The organism is Symbiopectobacterium sp. (assembly GCF_047692315.1).
Taxonomy (GTDB): domain Bacteria; phylum Pseudomonadota; class Gammaproteobacteria; order Enterobacterales; family Enterobacteriaceae; genus Symbiopectobacterium.
The window spans coordinates 1-13,109 of sequence record NZ_JBLLJS010000006.1; the positions used below are offsets into that span (position 1 = coordinate 1).

18 protein-coding genes and 2 pseudogenes are annotated in these 13,109 nt (G+C 56.1%); all 20 read left to right on the plus strand.

The genetic code is table 11. From position 1 onward, the window contains the following. Window positions 1-81: 81 nt before the first annotated feature. Window positions 82-555, plus strand: coding sequence for a phage protease (locus ACMZI0_RS02265; RefSeq protein WP_415671814.1), 474 nt, complete (start codon window positions 82-84; stop codon window positions 553-555). After that, window positions 491-1,006 carry a phage protease gene (locus ACMZI0_RS02270; protein WP_415671798.1) on the plus strand — a complete coding sequence of 172 codons (516 nt, stop codon included), beginning with the start codon at window positions 491-493 and terminating at the stop codon, window positions 1,004-1,006. The genes ACMZI0_RS02265 and ACMZI0_RS02270 overlap by 65 nt, the downstream gene beginning before the upstream one ends. Next, complete coding sequence (locus tag ACMZI0_RS02275; RefSeq protein WP_415671799.1) at window positions 999-1,394, plus strand: hypothetical protein; 396 nt, start codon at window positions 999-1,001, stop codon at window positions 1,392-1,394. The genes ACMZI0_RS02270 and ACMZI0_RS02275 overlap by 8 nt, the downstream gene beginning before the upstream one ends. A gap of 11 nt (window positions 1,395-1,405) precedes the next feature. Next, window positions 1,406-2,301: pseudogene (locus ACMZI0_RS02280) on the plus strand (Mu-like prophage major head subunit gpT family protein). Beyond that, on the plus strand, window positions 2,301-2,624 hold the full coding sequence (locus ACMZI0_RS02285) for an HI1506-related protein (protein WP_415671800.1): 324 nt from the start codon (window positions 2,301-2,303) through the stop codon (window positions 2,622-2,624). Before ACMZI0_RS02280 ends, ACMZI0_RS02285 begins: the two are co-directional and overlap by 1 nt. Window positions 2,625-2,644: 20 nt before the next feature. Then, window positions 2,645-3,054, plus strand: a pseudogene (locus ACMZI0_RS02290) (gp436 family protein). Continuing rightward, a complete protein-coding gene (locus ACMZI0_RS02295) occupies window positions 3,051-3,713 on the plus strand; it encodes a DUF1834 family protein (RefSeq protein WP_415671801.1) in 663 nt (220 codons plus the stop codon). Before ACMZI0_RS02290 ends, ACMZI0_RS02295 begins: the two are co-directional and overlap by 4 nt. Next, entirely contained in the window at window positions 3,697-3,936 is a 240-nt protein-coding gene (locus ACMZI0_RS02300) for a hypothetical protein (protein WP_415671802.1), read from the plus strand. Before ACMZI0_RS02295 ends, ACMZI0_RS02300 begins: the two co-directional genes overlap by 17 nt. Beyond that, window positions 3,923-5,335, plus strand: coding sequence for a phage tail sheath subtilisin-like domain-containing protein (locus ACMZI0_RS02305; RefSeq protein WP_415671803.1), 1,413 nt, complete (start codon window positions 3,923-3,925; stop codon window positions 5,333-5,335). Before ACMZI0_RS02300 ends, ACMZI0_RS02305 begins: the two co-directional genes overlap by 14 nt. Before the next feature lie 12 nt (window positions 5,336-5,347). Then, on the plus strand, window positions 5,348-5,725 hold the full coding sequence (locus tag ACMZI0_RS02310; RefSeq protein WP_415671804.1) for a phage tail protein: 378 nt from the start codon (window positions 5,348-5,350) through the stop codon (window positions 5,723-5,725). Window positions 5,726-5,727: 2 nt separating this feature from the next. Then, complete coding sequence (locus ACMZI0_RS02315; RefSeq protein ID WP_415671805.1) at window positions 5,728-6,030, plus strand: hypothetical protein; 303 nt, start codon at window positions 5,728-5,730, stop codon at window positions 6,028-6,030. Continuing rightward, window positions 6,030-6,203, plus strand: coding sequence for a hypothetical protein (locus ACMZI0_RS02320; RefSeq protein WP_415671806.1), 174 nt, complete (start codon window positions 6,030-6,032; stop codon window positions 6,201-6,203). Before ACMZI0_RS02315 ends, ACMZI0_RS02320 begins: the two co-directional genes overlap by 1 nt. A gap of 375 nt (window positions 6,204-6,578) precedes the next feature. Further along, the gene (locus ACMZI0_RS02325) at window positions 6,579-8,687 is read left to right on the plus strand and encodes a phage tail tape measure protein (RefSeq protein WP_415671807.1); all 2,109 of its coding nucleotides are present in this window, start codon (window positions 6,579-6,581) and stop codon (window positions 8,685-8,687) included. Continuing rightward, entirely contained in the window at window positions 8,687-9,490 is an 804-nt protein-coding gene (locus ACMZI0_RS02330; RefSeq protein WP_415671808.1) for a DNA circularization protein, read from the plus strand. Before ACMZI0_RS02325 ends, ACMZI0_RS02330 begins: the two co-directional genes overlap by 1 nt. Window positions 9,491-9,562: 72 nt before the next feature. After that, a complete protein-coding gene (locus ACMZI0_RS02335) occupies window positions 9,563-10,159 on the plus strand; it encodes a hypothetical protein (RefSeq protein ID WP_415671809.1) in 597 nt (198 codons plus the stop codon). Beyond that, entirely contained in the window at window positions 10,143-11,168 is a 1,026-nt protein-coding gene (locus ACMZI0_RS02340) for a phage baseplate assembly protein (protein WP_415671810.1), read from the plus strand. The genes ACMZI0_RS02335 and ACMZI0_RS02340 overlap by 17 nt, the downstream gene beginning before the upstream one ends. 53 nt (window positions 11,169-11,221) lie before the next feature. Next, window positions 11,222-11,572 (plus strand): phage GP46 family protein, encoded by a 351-nt coding sequence (locus ACMZI0_RS02345; RefSeq protein ID WP_415671811.1) that lies wholly within the window; start codon window positions 11,222-11,224, stop codon window positions 11,570-11,572. After that, entirely contained in the window at window positions 11,572-11,745 is a 174-nt protein-coding gene (locus ACMZI0_RS02350; protein WP_415671812.1) for a hypothetical protein, read from the plus strand. The genes ACMZI0_RS02345 and ACMZI0_RS02350 overlap by 1 nt, the downstream gene beginning before the upstream one ends. Continuing rightward, the gene (locus tag ACMZI0_RS02355; protein ID WP_415671815.1) at window positions 11,746-12,300 is read left to right on the plus strand and encodes a baseplate J/gp47 family protein; all 555 of its coding nucleotides are present in this window, start codon (window positions 11,746-11,748) and stop codon (window positions 12,298-12,300) included. A gap of 42 nt (window positions 12,301-12,342) precedes the next feature. Further along, on the plus strand, window positions 12,343-12,897 hold the full coding sequence (locus ACMZI0_RS02360; protein WP_415671813.1) for a YmfQ family protein: 555 nt from the start codon (window positions 12,343-12,345) through the stop codon (window positions 12,895-12,897). The last annotated feature ends 212 nt before the right edge of the window (window positions 12,898-13,109 follow it).

Sequence of the window (13,109 nt, forward strand, 5' to 3'; positions counted from 1 at the left end):
CCGAGGTAGCACAGGCATTGATCGCAGCGGCTGACACCCAGCAAGCAAACCCCTTACGTTATCGATTATGAACACCAGACCCTGCGTGCGGCTAAAAATGGTAAACCCGCCCCAGCTTCCGGCTGGTTTAAAAAACTGGAGTGGCGCGAAGGTGACGGTCTGTTTGCGGTGGATGTTACCTGGACAGACAGAGCCGCACCGATGATTGCCGACGGTTCATATCGCTTTATTTCCCCGGTTTTTTCCTACGACAAATCAGGCCGCGTCTTGCAGCTCCTGCACGCCGCGCTCACGAACACCCCCGCTGTTGACGGGATGGATGAGGTCATGCTTGCCGCAGCCTCACTCCTGGCCGTCACATCATCAACCCAAGAGGACACTATGGACGAACTACTGGAGCGTCTGCGCTGGATGCTGAATTTGCCGATTACGGCAACGGCAGAGGACATCATCGCCGAGCTGAACAAGCTGATTGATCAACTGACCGGCGGTGAAGCCGGAACGGCAGCAGCGTCCATTTCAAACGCTGTCTGCGACCCCGTTCAATCTGATTGAAAAACTGACGGCGGATGCCGCAAGCGTTGCCGTGCTTACCGCGCAGGTTGCCAATCCCGACCCGGCAAAATGGGTGCCGGTTGAGGTAATGCAGCAATCCGTCGCCCAGGCGCTGGAAACCGCGAACAACAATGTCGCGGCACTGGCGCAGCAGCAGAGCGCGGAGCTTATCACCGCTGCGCTGTCTGATGGCCGTTTACTTCCGGCGCAAAAATCCTGGGCGGAATCCTTGGCGAAATCATCCCCGGACAGCCTGAAAGCGTTCCTGGACAACGCGCCAAAAATCGCCGCGCTGACCACCACCCAGACCGGGGGGCAGCCGCCCGCAGGCGTTAAACCCAAAACCGAAACCAGCCATGACGACGAGGTAGTTGATGTCGCCATCTGCGCCATGATGGGCACCAATCCGGCTGATGTCGCAAAGTTTGTAAAAGGAGAAGGCAATGAGTGATCGCAATACGCCTCACCGAGACGGGCTGCTGTTCCCCGTTCCTGTCGCGGCGGCTACGGAGATTTTTGGCGGGCATATCATCGCCGCCAATGCAGGCGGGTATGCGGTGCCCGCGACAGCAACTGCCGCACAAATCACCCTCGGCGTCAGTGACGGCTGGGTGGATAACCGCGCGGGGGCAAATGGCGGCGTGGATGCGCTGCTGCGACGTGGCCGGGCATGGCAGTTTGCCAATCACGGCGCGGATGCGGTGACACAGGCCGACGTCGGCAAAGACTGCCATGTCGTTGACAGTCAGACCGTCGCCAAAACCAGCAATGAGGATGCCCGCCCGGTTGCCGGTAAGGTTCAGGCTGTCGGCAGAGATGGCGTCTGGGTTCTGATTTAAAGAGAAACACCGTGTTAGTGAATGTAAAGAACGTCAAACAGATTTTCGTCAACCTGAAAGCCACCTTTCAGAAAGCGTTTACCCAAACGCCGTCTGACTGGACAAAGGTAGCGATGGTCATGCCGTCAACGGGCAAGGAAAACGATTATTCCTGGTTGTCGCGCTTCCCGAAAATGCGTGAATGGGTGGGCGACAAGGTCATCAAATCGCTGGCCTCGTTTAATTACACCATCCGCAACAAGGACTGGGAGGCCACCGTCGAGGTTGATCGCAACGATATCGACGACGATCAACTGATGGGGTATGCAATCCAGGCGCAGGCGGCAGGCCAGTCTGCCGCAGAGCTCTGCCCGCCGACATTGTGTTTGCGTTGGTCAGCAACGGCTTCACGAACCTGTGTTATGACGGCCAGCCGTTCTTTGATACCGATCACCCCGTCAGAGGGAAGTCTGTATCGAATAAAGGCACGAAAAAGCTGTCCGCCGCACAGGCCAGTTACGGCGCGGCACGTAAAGCCCTGCGCAACATGAAAGACGAGGAAGGTGCGTCACTCAAAATCCTGCCCGGCCTTCTGGTTGTTCCGCCCGCCCTGGAGGACGAGGCCAACTATCTGATGACCGCCGACCGTTTCCCGGATAACACGCCGAACCCGTACAAAGTTACGGCGGAAGTGCTGGTCGTCCCCGAACTGAAAACCGATACCGAGTGGTTCCTGTTCGATACTAGCAAGCCGGTTAAGCCCATTATTTACCAGGAGCGTAAAAAGCCGGAATTCGTTGAACAGACCGATTACAACAGCGACAACGTGTACATGCGCAAGAAGTTCCGTTTTGGTGCAGAAGCCCGCGCCAACAGCGGTTACGCGTTCTGGCAGATGGCGTATGGCTCAACCGGGGAGGACGCATAATGCCGATCCAAATCACTGCCCGAGTTGACGGTTTCCGCCCCTGCGGTATGGCGCACAGCGCCACAACGCGGACGTACCCCGATGACCGTTTCACCGCCGCAGAGCTGGCGACGCTGGAGCGCGAGCCGCAGTTGATCGTCACGCGCGTCAGCGGTGATGCCGTGGCCGATGGCGATACCGCTGCCGCACTGGCAGCCGCGCGCGAGCGTATTACAACGCTTGAGGCTGATGCGCTGAAAGAAAGCAACGCGGCGCTGACTACCGAGCGTGATGCGCTTCAGGCGCAGTTGGCCGCAACGGACACGGCGAAGGCAAAAAAATAATGTACGCGACCCGTGACGATATGGTGCTGGCGTTTGGTGAGAAGGAGTGCGGCTCGCTTACTGACCGCGATTTCACCGGCGACATTGATGATGAAGCCATGAATGGCGCGTTAAACCGCGCCAGTGCCGAATCGATAGCTATCTGGCGGGGCGTTATCCGGTGCCGTGGCAGGATACGCCGCGAATTCTGGTTGGTCGCTGCTGTGATATTGCCCGCTACCTGCTGTGCGGTGCGGGTACGCAGATGACCGAGGAAATTCGCGTGCGCTACGAAGACGCTATCTGTTATCTGGAGCGCGTCGCCGACGGGAAGATCTCGTTGGGCAAAATGCCGGACGGCCAGGTGGTTCAGCAGACCAGCTCCGGCGCACGTTTTCAGTCTGCGGGTCGCGCATTTGACCGGGATGCGACCGGGGGAGGTGCATTTTGATTATCCGCGATATTGAGAATGGCATGATCGAGCGTCTGCAAAAAGGCATGGGCCGCATGGCCGCGAACGTGTGCTCCTACGGTGGCGAACTGGACGGCGAGCCGGAAGACGTCGCCCGTGCCATGCCTGCCGTGTGGGTGACGTTCGGCGGCATCCAGAACACCAAAAACGCCAATATCGGTAAACGCAAGTATGAAGTTACCGGGCGGTTTGTGGTGATCGTCGGTGAGCGCACTGTACGCAGCGAAGAAGCCTCGCGCCACGGCGGTGCAAACCTCAATGAAGTGGGCACCTATCGCATGGTCAGTGCGGTGCGCCGGTTGTTGTCCGGGCAAGACCTCGCCGAGTTCGGGCTGAAGGTCGATTTCCTGATGCCTGGCCGGGTGCGTTCGCTGTTTAACACCCAGTTAGAGCGCCAGGCACTGTCTGTTTTCGCCTGCGAGTTCGACACCAGATGGTTTGAAACCGCACTTGAGAACGGCAAATACCCGCTTGACGGCCCCTCAGCGTTCCACCCGGACAGCATTTTTAACGGCTATCGCGGTGAAACCAGTCCCGATGATCCGGCTTGGTTACGTACCCGCCTCAGCTATGACATTCCCCAGACTCCGGCTAACCCGGATGCAGAGGACATTATTCATCATGACAATCAAGGTTAAGGCGGCACCGGGTATTCAGGTGCCGCGTGAAGATAACCCGCACCGTTACATCGGCCCGGATGAGGTCGTTACGGTGGCGCGTTCGGCCTACTACCTGCGCCAGATTGGTGCAGGTGACTTGCTGATCGTCCCCGGCGGTGAAGCCGCCACGGCGGCAAAAAAAGGCAAAGCGGCAGAAGCAGTAACCGATGACGGTGAGGAGGTGAACCGTGGCAAGTCCTAACGTCGAGTTTTACCAAATCGGCAGCAGCATTCGCAAACCAGGGAAATACTTTGAGTTTAATACCCGGCTGGCAGTGCGCACGCTACCCGGCAATCAGCAAACCGTATTGATGCTGGCGCAGATGCTGGAAACCGGAACCGCAACACCGCTCCAGGCTGTCGATGTGTTCTCTGATGAAGAGGCCGCTACCCTGTTCGGGCGTGGTTCGATGGCGCACCTCATGGCCGCTGAGGCGATTGGCTGTAACAGTTATTTGCAGTTGCAGATTATCGGGATCAGCGATGACAGCGCGGCAACGGCATCAAGCGGTAAATTAACCGTCACTGGTACGGCGACGGCATCGGGGGCGCTCAGCCTGTGGGTGGGAACGGTACGTGTCGATGTGGCGATTTCCGCTAACGATACGGCGGCAACAGTGGCGGCGGCGCTGAATGCCGCCATCGCACAAAAAACCGCGCTTCCGGTCACGGCGGCAGGTGTTGTCACGTTAACCGCAAAAAACAAGGGCGCAGCGGGCAACGATATCAAGTTGCGTGCCGGTAGTTCGGCAACAGGCATCACGGTTGCCGTGGCGGCTATGAGTGGTGGCGGCATCGACCCGGATATTGCGCCCGCCCTGGCGGCGGTGTTTGCCGCCGGTCATAACATTGTGGTCAGTCCTTACGCCACGTCGGCGGCGTTAGAGTCCCTGCGCACGCACCTGGACAATGTGAGCGGCCCGCTGGAGCAGCGCGGCGCAATCGGCGTAGCCGGTTGGCCTAAATCCCTGTCCACCGGCACAACGCTTGCGGCCAGCATCAACAGTGGCCGTATTACCGTGGGCTGGCATAACGGCTCGGTGAAAACGCCTGCGCAGATTGCGGCAGCCTATGCCGCCGTCATCGCCAGCGAAGAAGACCCCACCCGCCCGTTAAACACGCTGGCAATGAGCACACTGGATGTGACTGCGCTTGCGGATCGTCCGGGGCGTAATGAGCAAGAGAATGCCCTGTATAACGGGCTGACCCCGTTTGAAGTCGGCCCCGGTGACGCGGTGCAGATTGTCCGGGCGATCACCACCTACACCAAGAACGCCGAAGGTGTTGATGATGTGTCGCTGCTGGATATCACTACTATTCGCACCCTCGACTATGTGCGCAAGGCATGCCGTGAGCGTATCGCGTTGCGTTTTCCGCGCGACAAGCTGAGTTCCCGCACCCCAGACCGGGTGCGCAGCGAGCTGCTGGATGTGCTCTACAAGCTCAAAGAGCTGGAGATCATCGAAGAGGTGGACGCGAACAAAGCCGCGCTGATCATCGAGCGTGATTCGCAGGATAGCAATCGACTCAATGGCCGCATCCCGGCTGATGTTGTGAACGGGTTGCATATTTTCGCCGGTCGTATCGACCTGTTGCTGTAAGGAGTCCATAGCATGGCCTTAGAAGAGTATGTCGGCGCAATCATCCTCGAGATCAACGGACAGGAAATCGAGTGTACCGACCTGAAAGAAGACACGCAGACCGGGCGTAAACCGGTCAAGACGATGAACAAAACCGGGCGCTCGAAAGGGTTTTCACGCGGCATCCGGGAATATCAGGTCACGGTATCGGTGGTGATCCCCCTGACCGGCGATCTGGACTGGGAGGGTATGGAGGGCGTGAAAATCACGCAATACCCGCTCTCCGGCAGTGGCGGTAAGAAGGTGTCGTTTTGGGATGCGTACAGTACCCAGGTCGGTGCGCAGTATACGGTCGAAAATGAAGCCAAACGTGATATCACGTTCCAGGCGCTGCGTCGGGTGGAGGAATGATCGTGACGGAACAAGGTTCATTGCTGTATGGCGTCGAGCTGGACGGTAAACGTCATTTTGCGTTCACCGTTCGTCTCCCGGTGGTAGGCGATACCATCGCCGCACTGGAGGAAACCCAGGACGAAAAAGGTACCACGGAAGGTGTCGCCGCAGGGATGCACTACCGCGTCGGTATTCTGGCGCGGGTGGTGACAATTGAGGGTATCGACGCGGAAAAAGTGACAACGGAACTGTTACTGGAGCAGTTGTCTGACGATGATTTTGACCTCATCGACGCGCAAATCTCAGCCCTTAAAAAAAGCTGATGGAATCGAGAGCGCCCTCGCCGGATACCGCAGCGTCATCCTCGCCCTCGGAAAATACGGCATCACAAAGCAGCAAAAAGCAGCAAATAGAAGCGATAAGCCGTTCAGAGCTGGACGGCTATATCCAGGCACTGGCTCGGTTGCACGGTAAAAATCCGTCAGCCGGGGAATAGTCAACCCGCCGCGTGAAGTCAATGCGCCAGAAACGCCCCAGAAAACCCAACAAGAAAGGGAGAAGATAATCAATGGCCCGCAATCTGCAAATGGCCCTGACACTATCGGCCCGTGATACCGGCTCAAAGGTGCTGCGCAAAGCGATGCAGGATGCTGTGGAGCAGACCAAGGCGGCGCAAAATGCCTCCGGCGCACTGGCCCGCACCTAGTTGCAGAATAGCCAGCAAGGCATCCGGGCGTCCCGCGCGTTGAGCGAAGAGTTTAAACGCGCCAACAGTGCCCGCTCAACGCTCGGTATCCGTTCTGAGCGCGAGATCCAGCGTGAAATTCAGCAAACCATTGCCGCGTATAGTCGCCTAACCCGCATGGGCGTGATGTCGGCCAGCGAGCAATCACGCGCGTTCAGTGCGATGACAGACCGTGTCAGTCGGTTACGCACTGAATTAAGCGGTGTCGCTCAATCCATGAGCCGCATGGACAAGCTGTGTGCGGTTGGCTCTGGTGCAATGGCTGTAGCGGGTGGGGTTACTGCCGCAACAATGGTAATCAAAGACCCCGTTCAACGGCAAATGGCGTTTGAAAGTAAAAATGCGGAGATTGCGAATACCGCATACAACGCGCTCCCCTCGGATGAGCGCATTAAGAAAATCCCAGTGATTAACAACACAATAAGGAAAGCTGTTCGCTATGGCGGTGGAACACCAGAGGCCGCGCAAACTACGCTGGGGGCTCTCTTTGCGGGCGGTCTGGATGAAGATGCTGCGATAAAAATGCTGCCAGATATTATGAAGTATGCCAGCGCATCGGGTGCTAACCCTGAACATCTGGCACAGATTGGTATTGGCGCAATTAAAAACTTTGGGATTAAAGCTGAAGATCTGCCTGCAGTTTACGACAAAGCCATTCGCTCAGGTGAAAACGGGAAATATGAGCTGGCAGATATGGCCCGTTCGTTGTCGTTGACTATGACTAAAGCTAACTCTGTAGGTATGTCCGGTCTGAATGACCTGGATAAACTGCTGGCTATGCTTCAGGCTAACGCGGAGACAGCAGGAGATAATAGTGCTGCATCGACAAACGTTAACAACCTGCTAGATAAATACACCAGTGCAGACACGCAGAATGCCCTGAAAGGCTACAAGTTCCGCATGAAAGATGGCCGTACAGTTGGTTATACCGACTATATGGCCGGGAAGCGTTTGCAGGGTGTCAGTGCATCTGATGCGTTCACTGGCGCGGTGGACGGTATTGTTTCATCGGACAAGCGTGTGCAGAAGCTGCGTGCTGCGGCTCAAAAATACAAAGGTACTGATAAAGAAAAGGACATTCTTGCATCACTTGATTTGGTGATTTCATCCATCACGTCAAAGATTGTAGCTGACCAGCAGGCTGGGATGGCGTTAAAAACGAGCATCCTCAAAAAAGACTTTATCAAAGAACAAATTGCCGGTACGAAAAACGCGACAGGCGCAGGTGCCGATTTATTTGCGGTGATATCATCGACGTCGGCGTACAAATCACAGCAATTTGAATCAGAGAAGCTTTTTTCAGAACAAGACGCCACAAAACCGCTAGCCGATTGGTACGGCGATTTGGTTTCTAAGTTGACCAGCTACGCCCAAGAATACCCAGAGTTAATCACAGCGCTTTCTGGTGCAACGATAGGTATTAAAGCGCTGGGGGCTGGTGCAGTAACTGCCGGAGGCGTTCTCGCTGCATGGAAGTTACTCTCAGGTAGCGGGATAAATCCACCACCCGACCCTCCGGTTCCGCCAGGTACTAACGCACCGACAGTGACTCCCCCTGGTTCACGTATGCCTAATTTGCTGAGTCGATTTGCCGGAAAAGCATTAGTCCCTCTTTCTGTCTATCAGGCAACACAGGATGCACCATTGGTGCAGGTCGAACGTGGTGATAACAAGGCTCGCCAGCCGCTATCTACGAATCAGTATGCGAGCGATACAGAGCGGCTACAGGATTCGATGCGGGCGCAGCCTGGCGCACTGGATGCCTGGGACGAAATCAAGACGTGGTGGAATAAACCCCGCTCAATTGATATCCCCAGGCTGGAAAGCTATGGACTGCCAGGCTATATTACCGCCGCGCTAACAACGTTTCCGTTGCTGAACGCAAACACCGGCATTCGCCCGCCGCCAGTTCCTAACGCGTCAGCGGATACCGGCGCGGGTGTTCGCCCCGTTCCGGTCGTTCGTATTGAACCGCTGAAGGTCTCAACCGATAACAATGATGAGCGTTCGACATGGTGGAGCAAGCCAACCAGTATCGGCAATGGCCTGCCGCCTGCTGCGCTCGGTCTGCCCGACTGGATGCGCCCCACACCAGCCCTGGCTCAGCCCAAACAACCTGAGTGCCCGATACAGGCAACGATCCGCCTTGAGGTGGGTGGCCGCGTCCTGGCTGAAACCGTCAATGAGTTCAACGGTAAGCAGGCCACGCGCGGTTCAAACGGAGCGTACCAATAATGGCCTGGGAGGATTCGTTACAGGATGCCTCTTATCGGGGCGTTAAGTTTGATGTGATCAACGCCCGTGACAGTGCGCAGCGTGACATGGCCCAGCATGAATATCCCAATATAGACGGCGCGGATATTCAGGATTTGGGCCTCAAGCCGCACAGTGTTCAAATTCAGGCGGTCATCTGGGGCGATGATTACGAGTCACGCCTTGAATTGCTGCGTGAGGCGTTAAGAAAGCGCGGTGCCGCCGAGTTGGTACACCCGATTTTTGGCTCAATGCCGAATATGCTGGTGAATGTGTTTCAGATTAACCATGATGCTGAATATGTTGATTATTGCACGCTAGATATTCAGTTCGTTCAATCCAAAACCGGCAACCCGTTTTTCGTCAAAGACTACCCATTATCTAAAGCCGACGAGATTTTTAATCAGTCACAGGCATTGATCGACAGCGCCAATACCCTGATGGAGAACGTCACGCAACCGTTGCGTGCGGCGCGTAAGATGATGAATAAAGTGCGCGGCCTGGCGACAGAGGCACTCAACATAATCACCCTTTTCCGCAGTGATATAAGCGGGTTTATCAGCGGCACCACCGATTTTATCAATTCTCCCTCGGCATTTTTCAGTGACCTGCGCTCTGCGCTGTCGTTAAAAATGGGCGCGTCAAAAAGCTCGTTGCACACAACCTATGTCAACAGCGGCGGCGGTACAGTATTGGCCGGGACGTCATCGTCGGGCAGCAACGCATCCGGGGGAAGTTCCTCTGGTGGCGGCGCGACCGATAATCCGACCACGTCATCGACCTAGAGCAGTGTATCAACGGCGGTTACTCAACAGCAGATTGCTACCGCCAATTACACCGCCGCACCCGCCGTCATCATGGCAGACTGGGCAAATACCTATGCGGCGTTGCAGACTGCCCAGGCAATGCTGGTAAATCTGGTGACCGGGAGTATCGATACACCCGTCGATATGCCTCAGAATCTGGTCGCCAGCGATATTGTCGAACTGACAACGATTGTGGCTGTGGCCGTGGCACTGGAGGCTGTTGATGAAGCCAGCACGATCCTCAGTGATAGTGCGCTCACGGCGGTATTAACACCGGTGGATATCGAGAAGATCGCCAACGAAACTCGGCAGATGATACAGGACGCCATCGACATCACCCGAGCAACTTACGCACCGGCGATGGACGAAATCAGCAGCAGCCCGCAGCCCCTAGGACTGTCGTATGAGCCGGTTATCAACCAGTTGGCGACTGTCGCGGCAGCGGTGCAGTCACTGGCCGAAGCGGTGATCAATGAAAAACCCCAACTGATGCAGAAAACCGTCACCGCCCCCGGCAACCTTCACCTCATGGCTCACCGCTGGTACAGCGACTATTCCCGCGCGGCAGAGCTGCAACGCCTCAACCCGCAATTACGTAACCCGAATAACCTGGAGATGGGGGACGTGCTGAATGCCTACGCAGAATAACCCGGCCACCGATAATGCGACGGTGTCCGTTATCATCAACGGTAAACAGCACGGCGACTGGTCACGCTACCAGATTGATTCCGACTTCCTGATCCCCGCCGACGCCTGGAGCGTCAGCCTGGGACTGCCCGAGGGGAAATTTCCTGCCGACGTGGTGCGCGGTGCGCCGGTAATGGTCAAGGTGGGCGATGACACCGTGCTGACCGGGCGCATTGACAGCGTTCAGCGCTCCGTGGCACGTGGCGGTGTCACATTGTCGCTGTCCGGGCGTGACAGTGCTGCTGTTCTGGTCGATTGCGCCGCGCCGATACTCACCGCCCGCCAGATGGAGCTGCCTGATGTGGTAGCCCAAATCGTGCGCCCTCTGGGTATCACGAAGATCCGCATTGAGTCCGAGGGAACGATCCGCAGTGACAAAATCAGCGCAGAGCCTGGCGAACGCGCATGGGACATGCTGCTGCGTGCCTGTGCCGCGCGGGGATTATGGCCGTGGTTCGCACCGGATGGGACATTGGTCATCGGTGGCCCGGATTACACCCGCCCGCCGGTCGCGTCCCTGGTTCTGCGTATGGATGGTAAAGGCAATAACGTGCTGTCGCTGTCTGATGCCAGCTCAATAGACAAATCCTTTTCAGAACTGACGGTATTAGCCCAAAGCCACGCGCATTCTTCCACAAAACAAACCGCGATTATCGACGTGGGGGATGATGCAGACAGCGATATTGAACTGAGTACCGGCGTAGCCGAGACCGGCCAGCACGGTATGAAAGCGGTGGTAAAAGACCCGATGGTCACGGCCAGTGAGCAGGTCACCGCACAGAGCAAAATCACCGGCAACGGTGGCATGGCAATCAAAGGTGGCGACGGTGCCTCGTTTAATGGCAGTGTCACGCAAACCGGCGGCAGTTATTCAACTGACGGTGATGTCAAGGCCGGTAATATTAGCCTGAAACGCCATGATCATGACGGCGACTCGGGCGGTAAGACTGGCCCGGCAAATCCCTCTTAACCACTGAACCCCTTCCACTACCTCCCTTGTCTCCATGCAGCCATTCTGGCGGCATGGATAATTTACTGAACCCGACAACCGGTGACTACACCGGAACGACGACAACGACATTATCCAATGCCGTTTACCTACGCCTCATGACGCCACTGGGCGCATGGTGGGCTGACCCCTTGTTGGGCTCCCGACTGCACCTGCTGGCGCGGGAAAAAGACGTCTCCCGCGTGTACAAACTGGCACAACAATACGCCGAAGAAGCGTTGCAACCCCTTGTTGATGATGGCCGCGCCACGTCGGTTTCAGTCTCTGTCTCTGCCGGGAATCCCGGCTGGGCCATCCTGCTGATTGAAGTTATTGATGCCACCGGCCAAAAACAACCCTTTAAACATCCGGTGAGGGTGAGCTGATGCCGCACATCACACCCGCCTTTGAGGAAACTCGCACCCGGATATTACGCGACCTGCGTAACCTGTTACCCGACGCCGATATCGGCCAGGACAGCTATTATTATGTCCGGGCCTTGTCAGTTGCCAGCGTCATTACCGGCGTTTATCAGCATCAAGGCTGGATTGTCCGGTAGATTTTCCCCGACACCGCCGATACCGAGTTCCTCGAAATGCACTGCCGCTTACGGGATATTTCACGTAAGGCAGCGACTACGGCGGTTGGCACAATAACCGCATCCGGCAATGTGGGCGCACCTGCGGTAGCAGGATTGGTTATCAATGTTGGCAGTCTGTCCTATACGACAACGGCAGCAGGAAAGGTCGGCTCTGATGGAACGGTGGTTATTCCTGCCATTGCATCAACCAGCGGCGCAGCAGGCAATACGACGGCCACAGCGGTAGGGACATTCGCCAGTGCGCCGTTTGGGTTTGACAGTACCGCCACGATAAGTGTGATGGCGGGCGGAACCGACAGGGAGACGGATGCGGAAATGCTGGCCCGTCTCCTTGAGTTGATCAGGCGTCCGCCCGCCGGTGGCAATAAATATGACTATAAACGCTGGGCGATGAGTGTGACTGGCGTTACCTCGGCCTATGTCTATCCGTTGCGTCGCGGGTTGGGTGCGGTGGATGTGGTGATCACCTCCGCAAACGGTCTGCCGTCCGACGAAATCATTAGCGCCGTATAAGCATATATTGATGACGTCCGTCCTGTGACGGCAAAAAACACAATGGTACTCGGCCCCACCATCAAGAATATCGATATTACTGTTGGTGTTTTATTAAATGGTGCCTCGCTGGCTGATGCCACAGACGCAATTATCGCAGCGCTGTTATCAGACCGTGTTTTAGGGGCTATCACGCCGATTTATGCACAAAGCCTGCTGACCGACTGGGAGCGCGTTCTCGATATTACACTGATAGCAGACAGCAATTACCAGCAACGCCTGGAAAACGTGTTATTCAAGCTGGCTGAAACTGGTGGGCTCAGTATTCCCTATTTTACCCGTCTTGCAGACCGTCTCGGCTACACCATCACGATTGATGAATTACGTCCCTTTCGTTCCGGTATCAGCCGATGCGGCGAATCACTGATGCATCATGATGTGATGTGGGCATGGCGCGTCAATATCACGGGGACTCAGGTAAGAAAATATGTTTTCAGAACAGGATTATCAGCAGTTGGCGAGCGGCTATTGTCGTTTGGCGACACGGTTATTGAATCGGTATTCAATGACCTGAAACCCGCTCACACATTTTGTTATTTTTCGTATCAGGACCGTTAATTATGCAAAATCAGATGCCCCCCCGTTGAATCGCCTGATAATACGTTTCACGACGGGAATCCGTTAACGGGAGAGCTGGGAACCATTGTCACAGCGTTATTTATGAATAATGCCCAGTCTGCCATTAGAAATGTGCAGGCTGAAATTATTGCCATTATGACCGATGTGGGTGTTTCAACAGACCCGACTAAAAGCGACCAGTTGCTGGCTGC

What these genes read in the sequence shown, in the direction of transcription:
- ACMZI0_RS02325 (WP_415671807.1), top strand. Translation starts at nt 6,579, where the DNA reads ATGTCGGCCAGCGAGCAATCACGCGCGTTCAGTGCGATGACAGACCGT.
- ACMZI0_RS02345 (WP_415671811.1), top strand. Translation starts at nt 11,222, where the DNA reads ATGGATAATTTACTGAACCCGACAACCGGTGACTACACCGGAACGACG.
- ACMZI0_RS02320 (WP_415671806.1), top strand. Translation starts at nt 6,030, where the DNA reads ATGGAATCGAGAGCGCCCTCGCCGGATACCGCAGCGTCATCCTCGCCC.
- ACMZI0_RS02285 (WP_415671800.1), top strand. Translation starts at nt 2,301, where the DNA reads ATGCCGATCCAAATCACTGCCCGAGTTGACGGTTTCCGCCCCTGCGGT.
- ACMZI0_RS02335 (WP_415671809.1), top strand. Translation starts at nt 9,563, where the DNA reads ATGGCAGACTGGGCAAATACCTATGCGGCGTTGCAGACTGCCCAGGCA.
- ACMZI0_RS02360 (WP_415671813.1), top strand. Translation starts at nt 12,343, where the DNA reads ATGGTACTCGGCCCCACCATCAAGAATATCGATATTACTGTTGGTGTT.
- ACMZI0_RS02340 (WP_415671810.1), top strand. Translation starts at nt 10,143, where the DNA reads ATGCCTACGCAGAATAACCCGGCCACCGATAATGCGACGGTGTCCGTT.
- ACMZI0_RS02350 (WP_415671812.1), top strand. Translation starts at nt 11,572, where the DNA reads ATGCCGCACATCACACCCGCCTTTGAGGAAACTCGCACCCGGATATTA.
- ACMZI0_RS02310 (WP_415671804.1), top strand. Translation starts at nt 5,348, where the DNA reads ATGGCCTTAGAAGAGTATGTCGGCGCAATCATCCTCGAGATCAACGGA.
- ACMZI0_RS02275 (WP_415671799.1), top strand. Translation starts at nt 999, where the DNA reads ATGAGTGATCGCAATACGCCTCACCGAGACGGGCTGCTGTTCCCCGTT.
- ACMZI0_RS02330 (WP_415671808.1), top strand. Translation starts at nt 8,687, where the DNA reads ATGGCCTGGGAGGATTCGTTACAGGATGCCTCTTATCGGGGCGTTAAG.
- ACMZI0_RS02300 (WP_415671802.1), top strand. Translation starts at nt 3,697, where the DNA reads ATGACAATCAAGGTTAAGGCGGCACCGGGTATTCAGGTGCCGCGTGAA.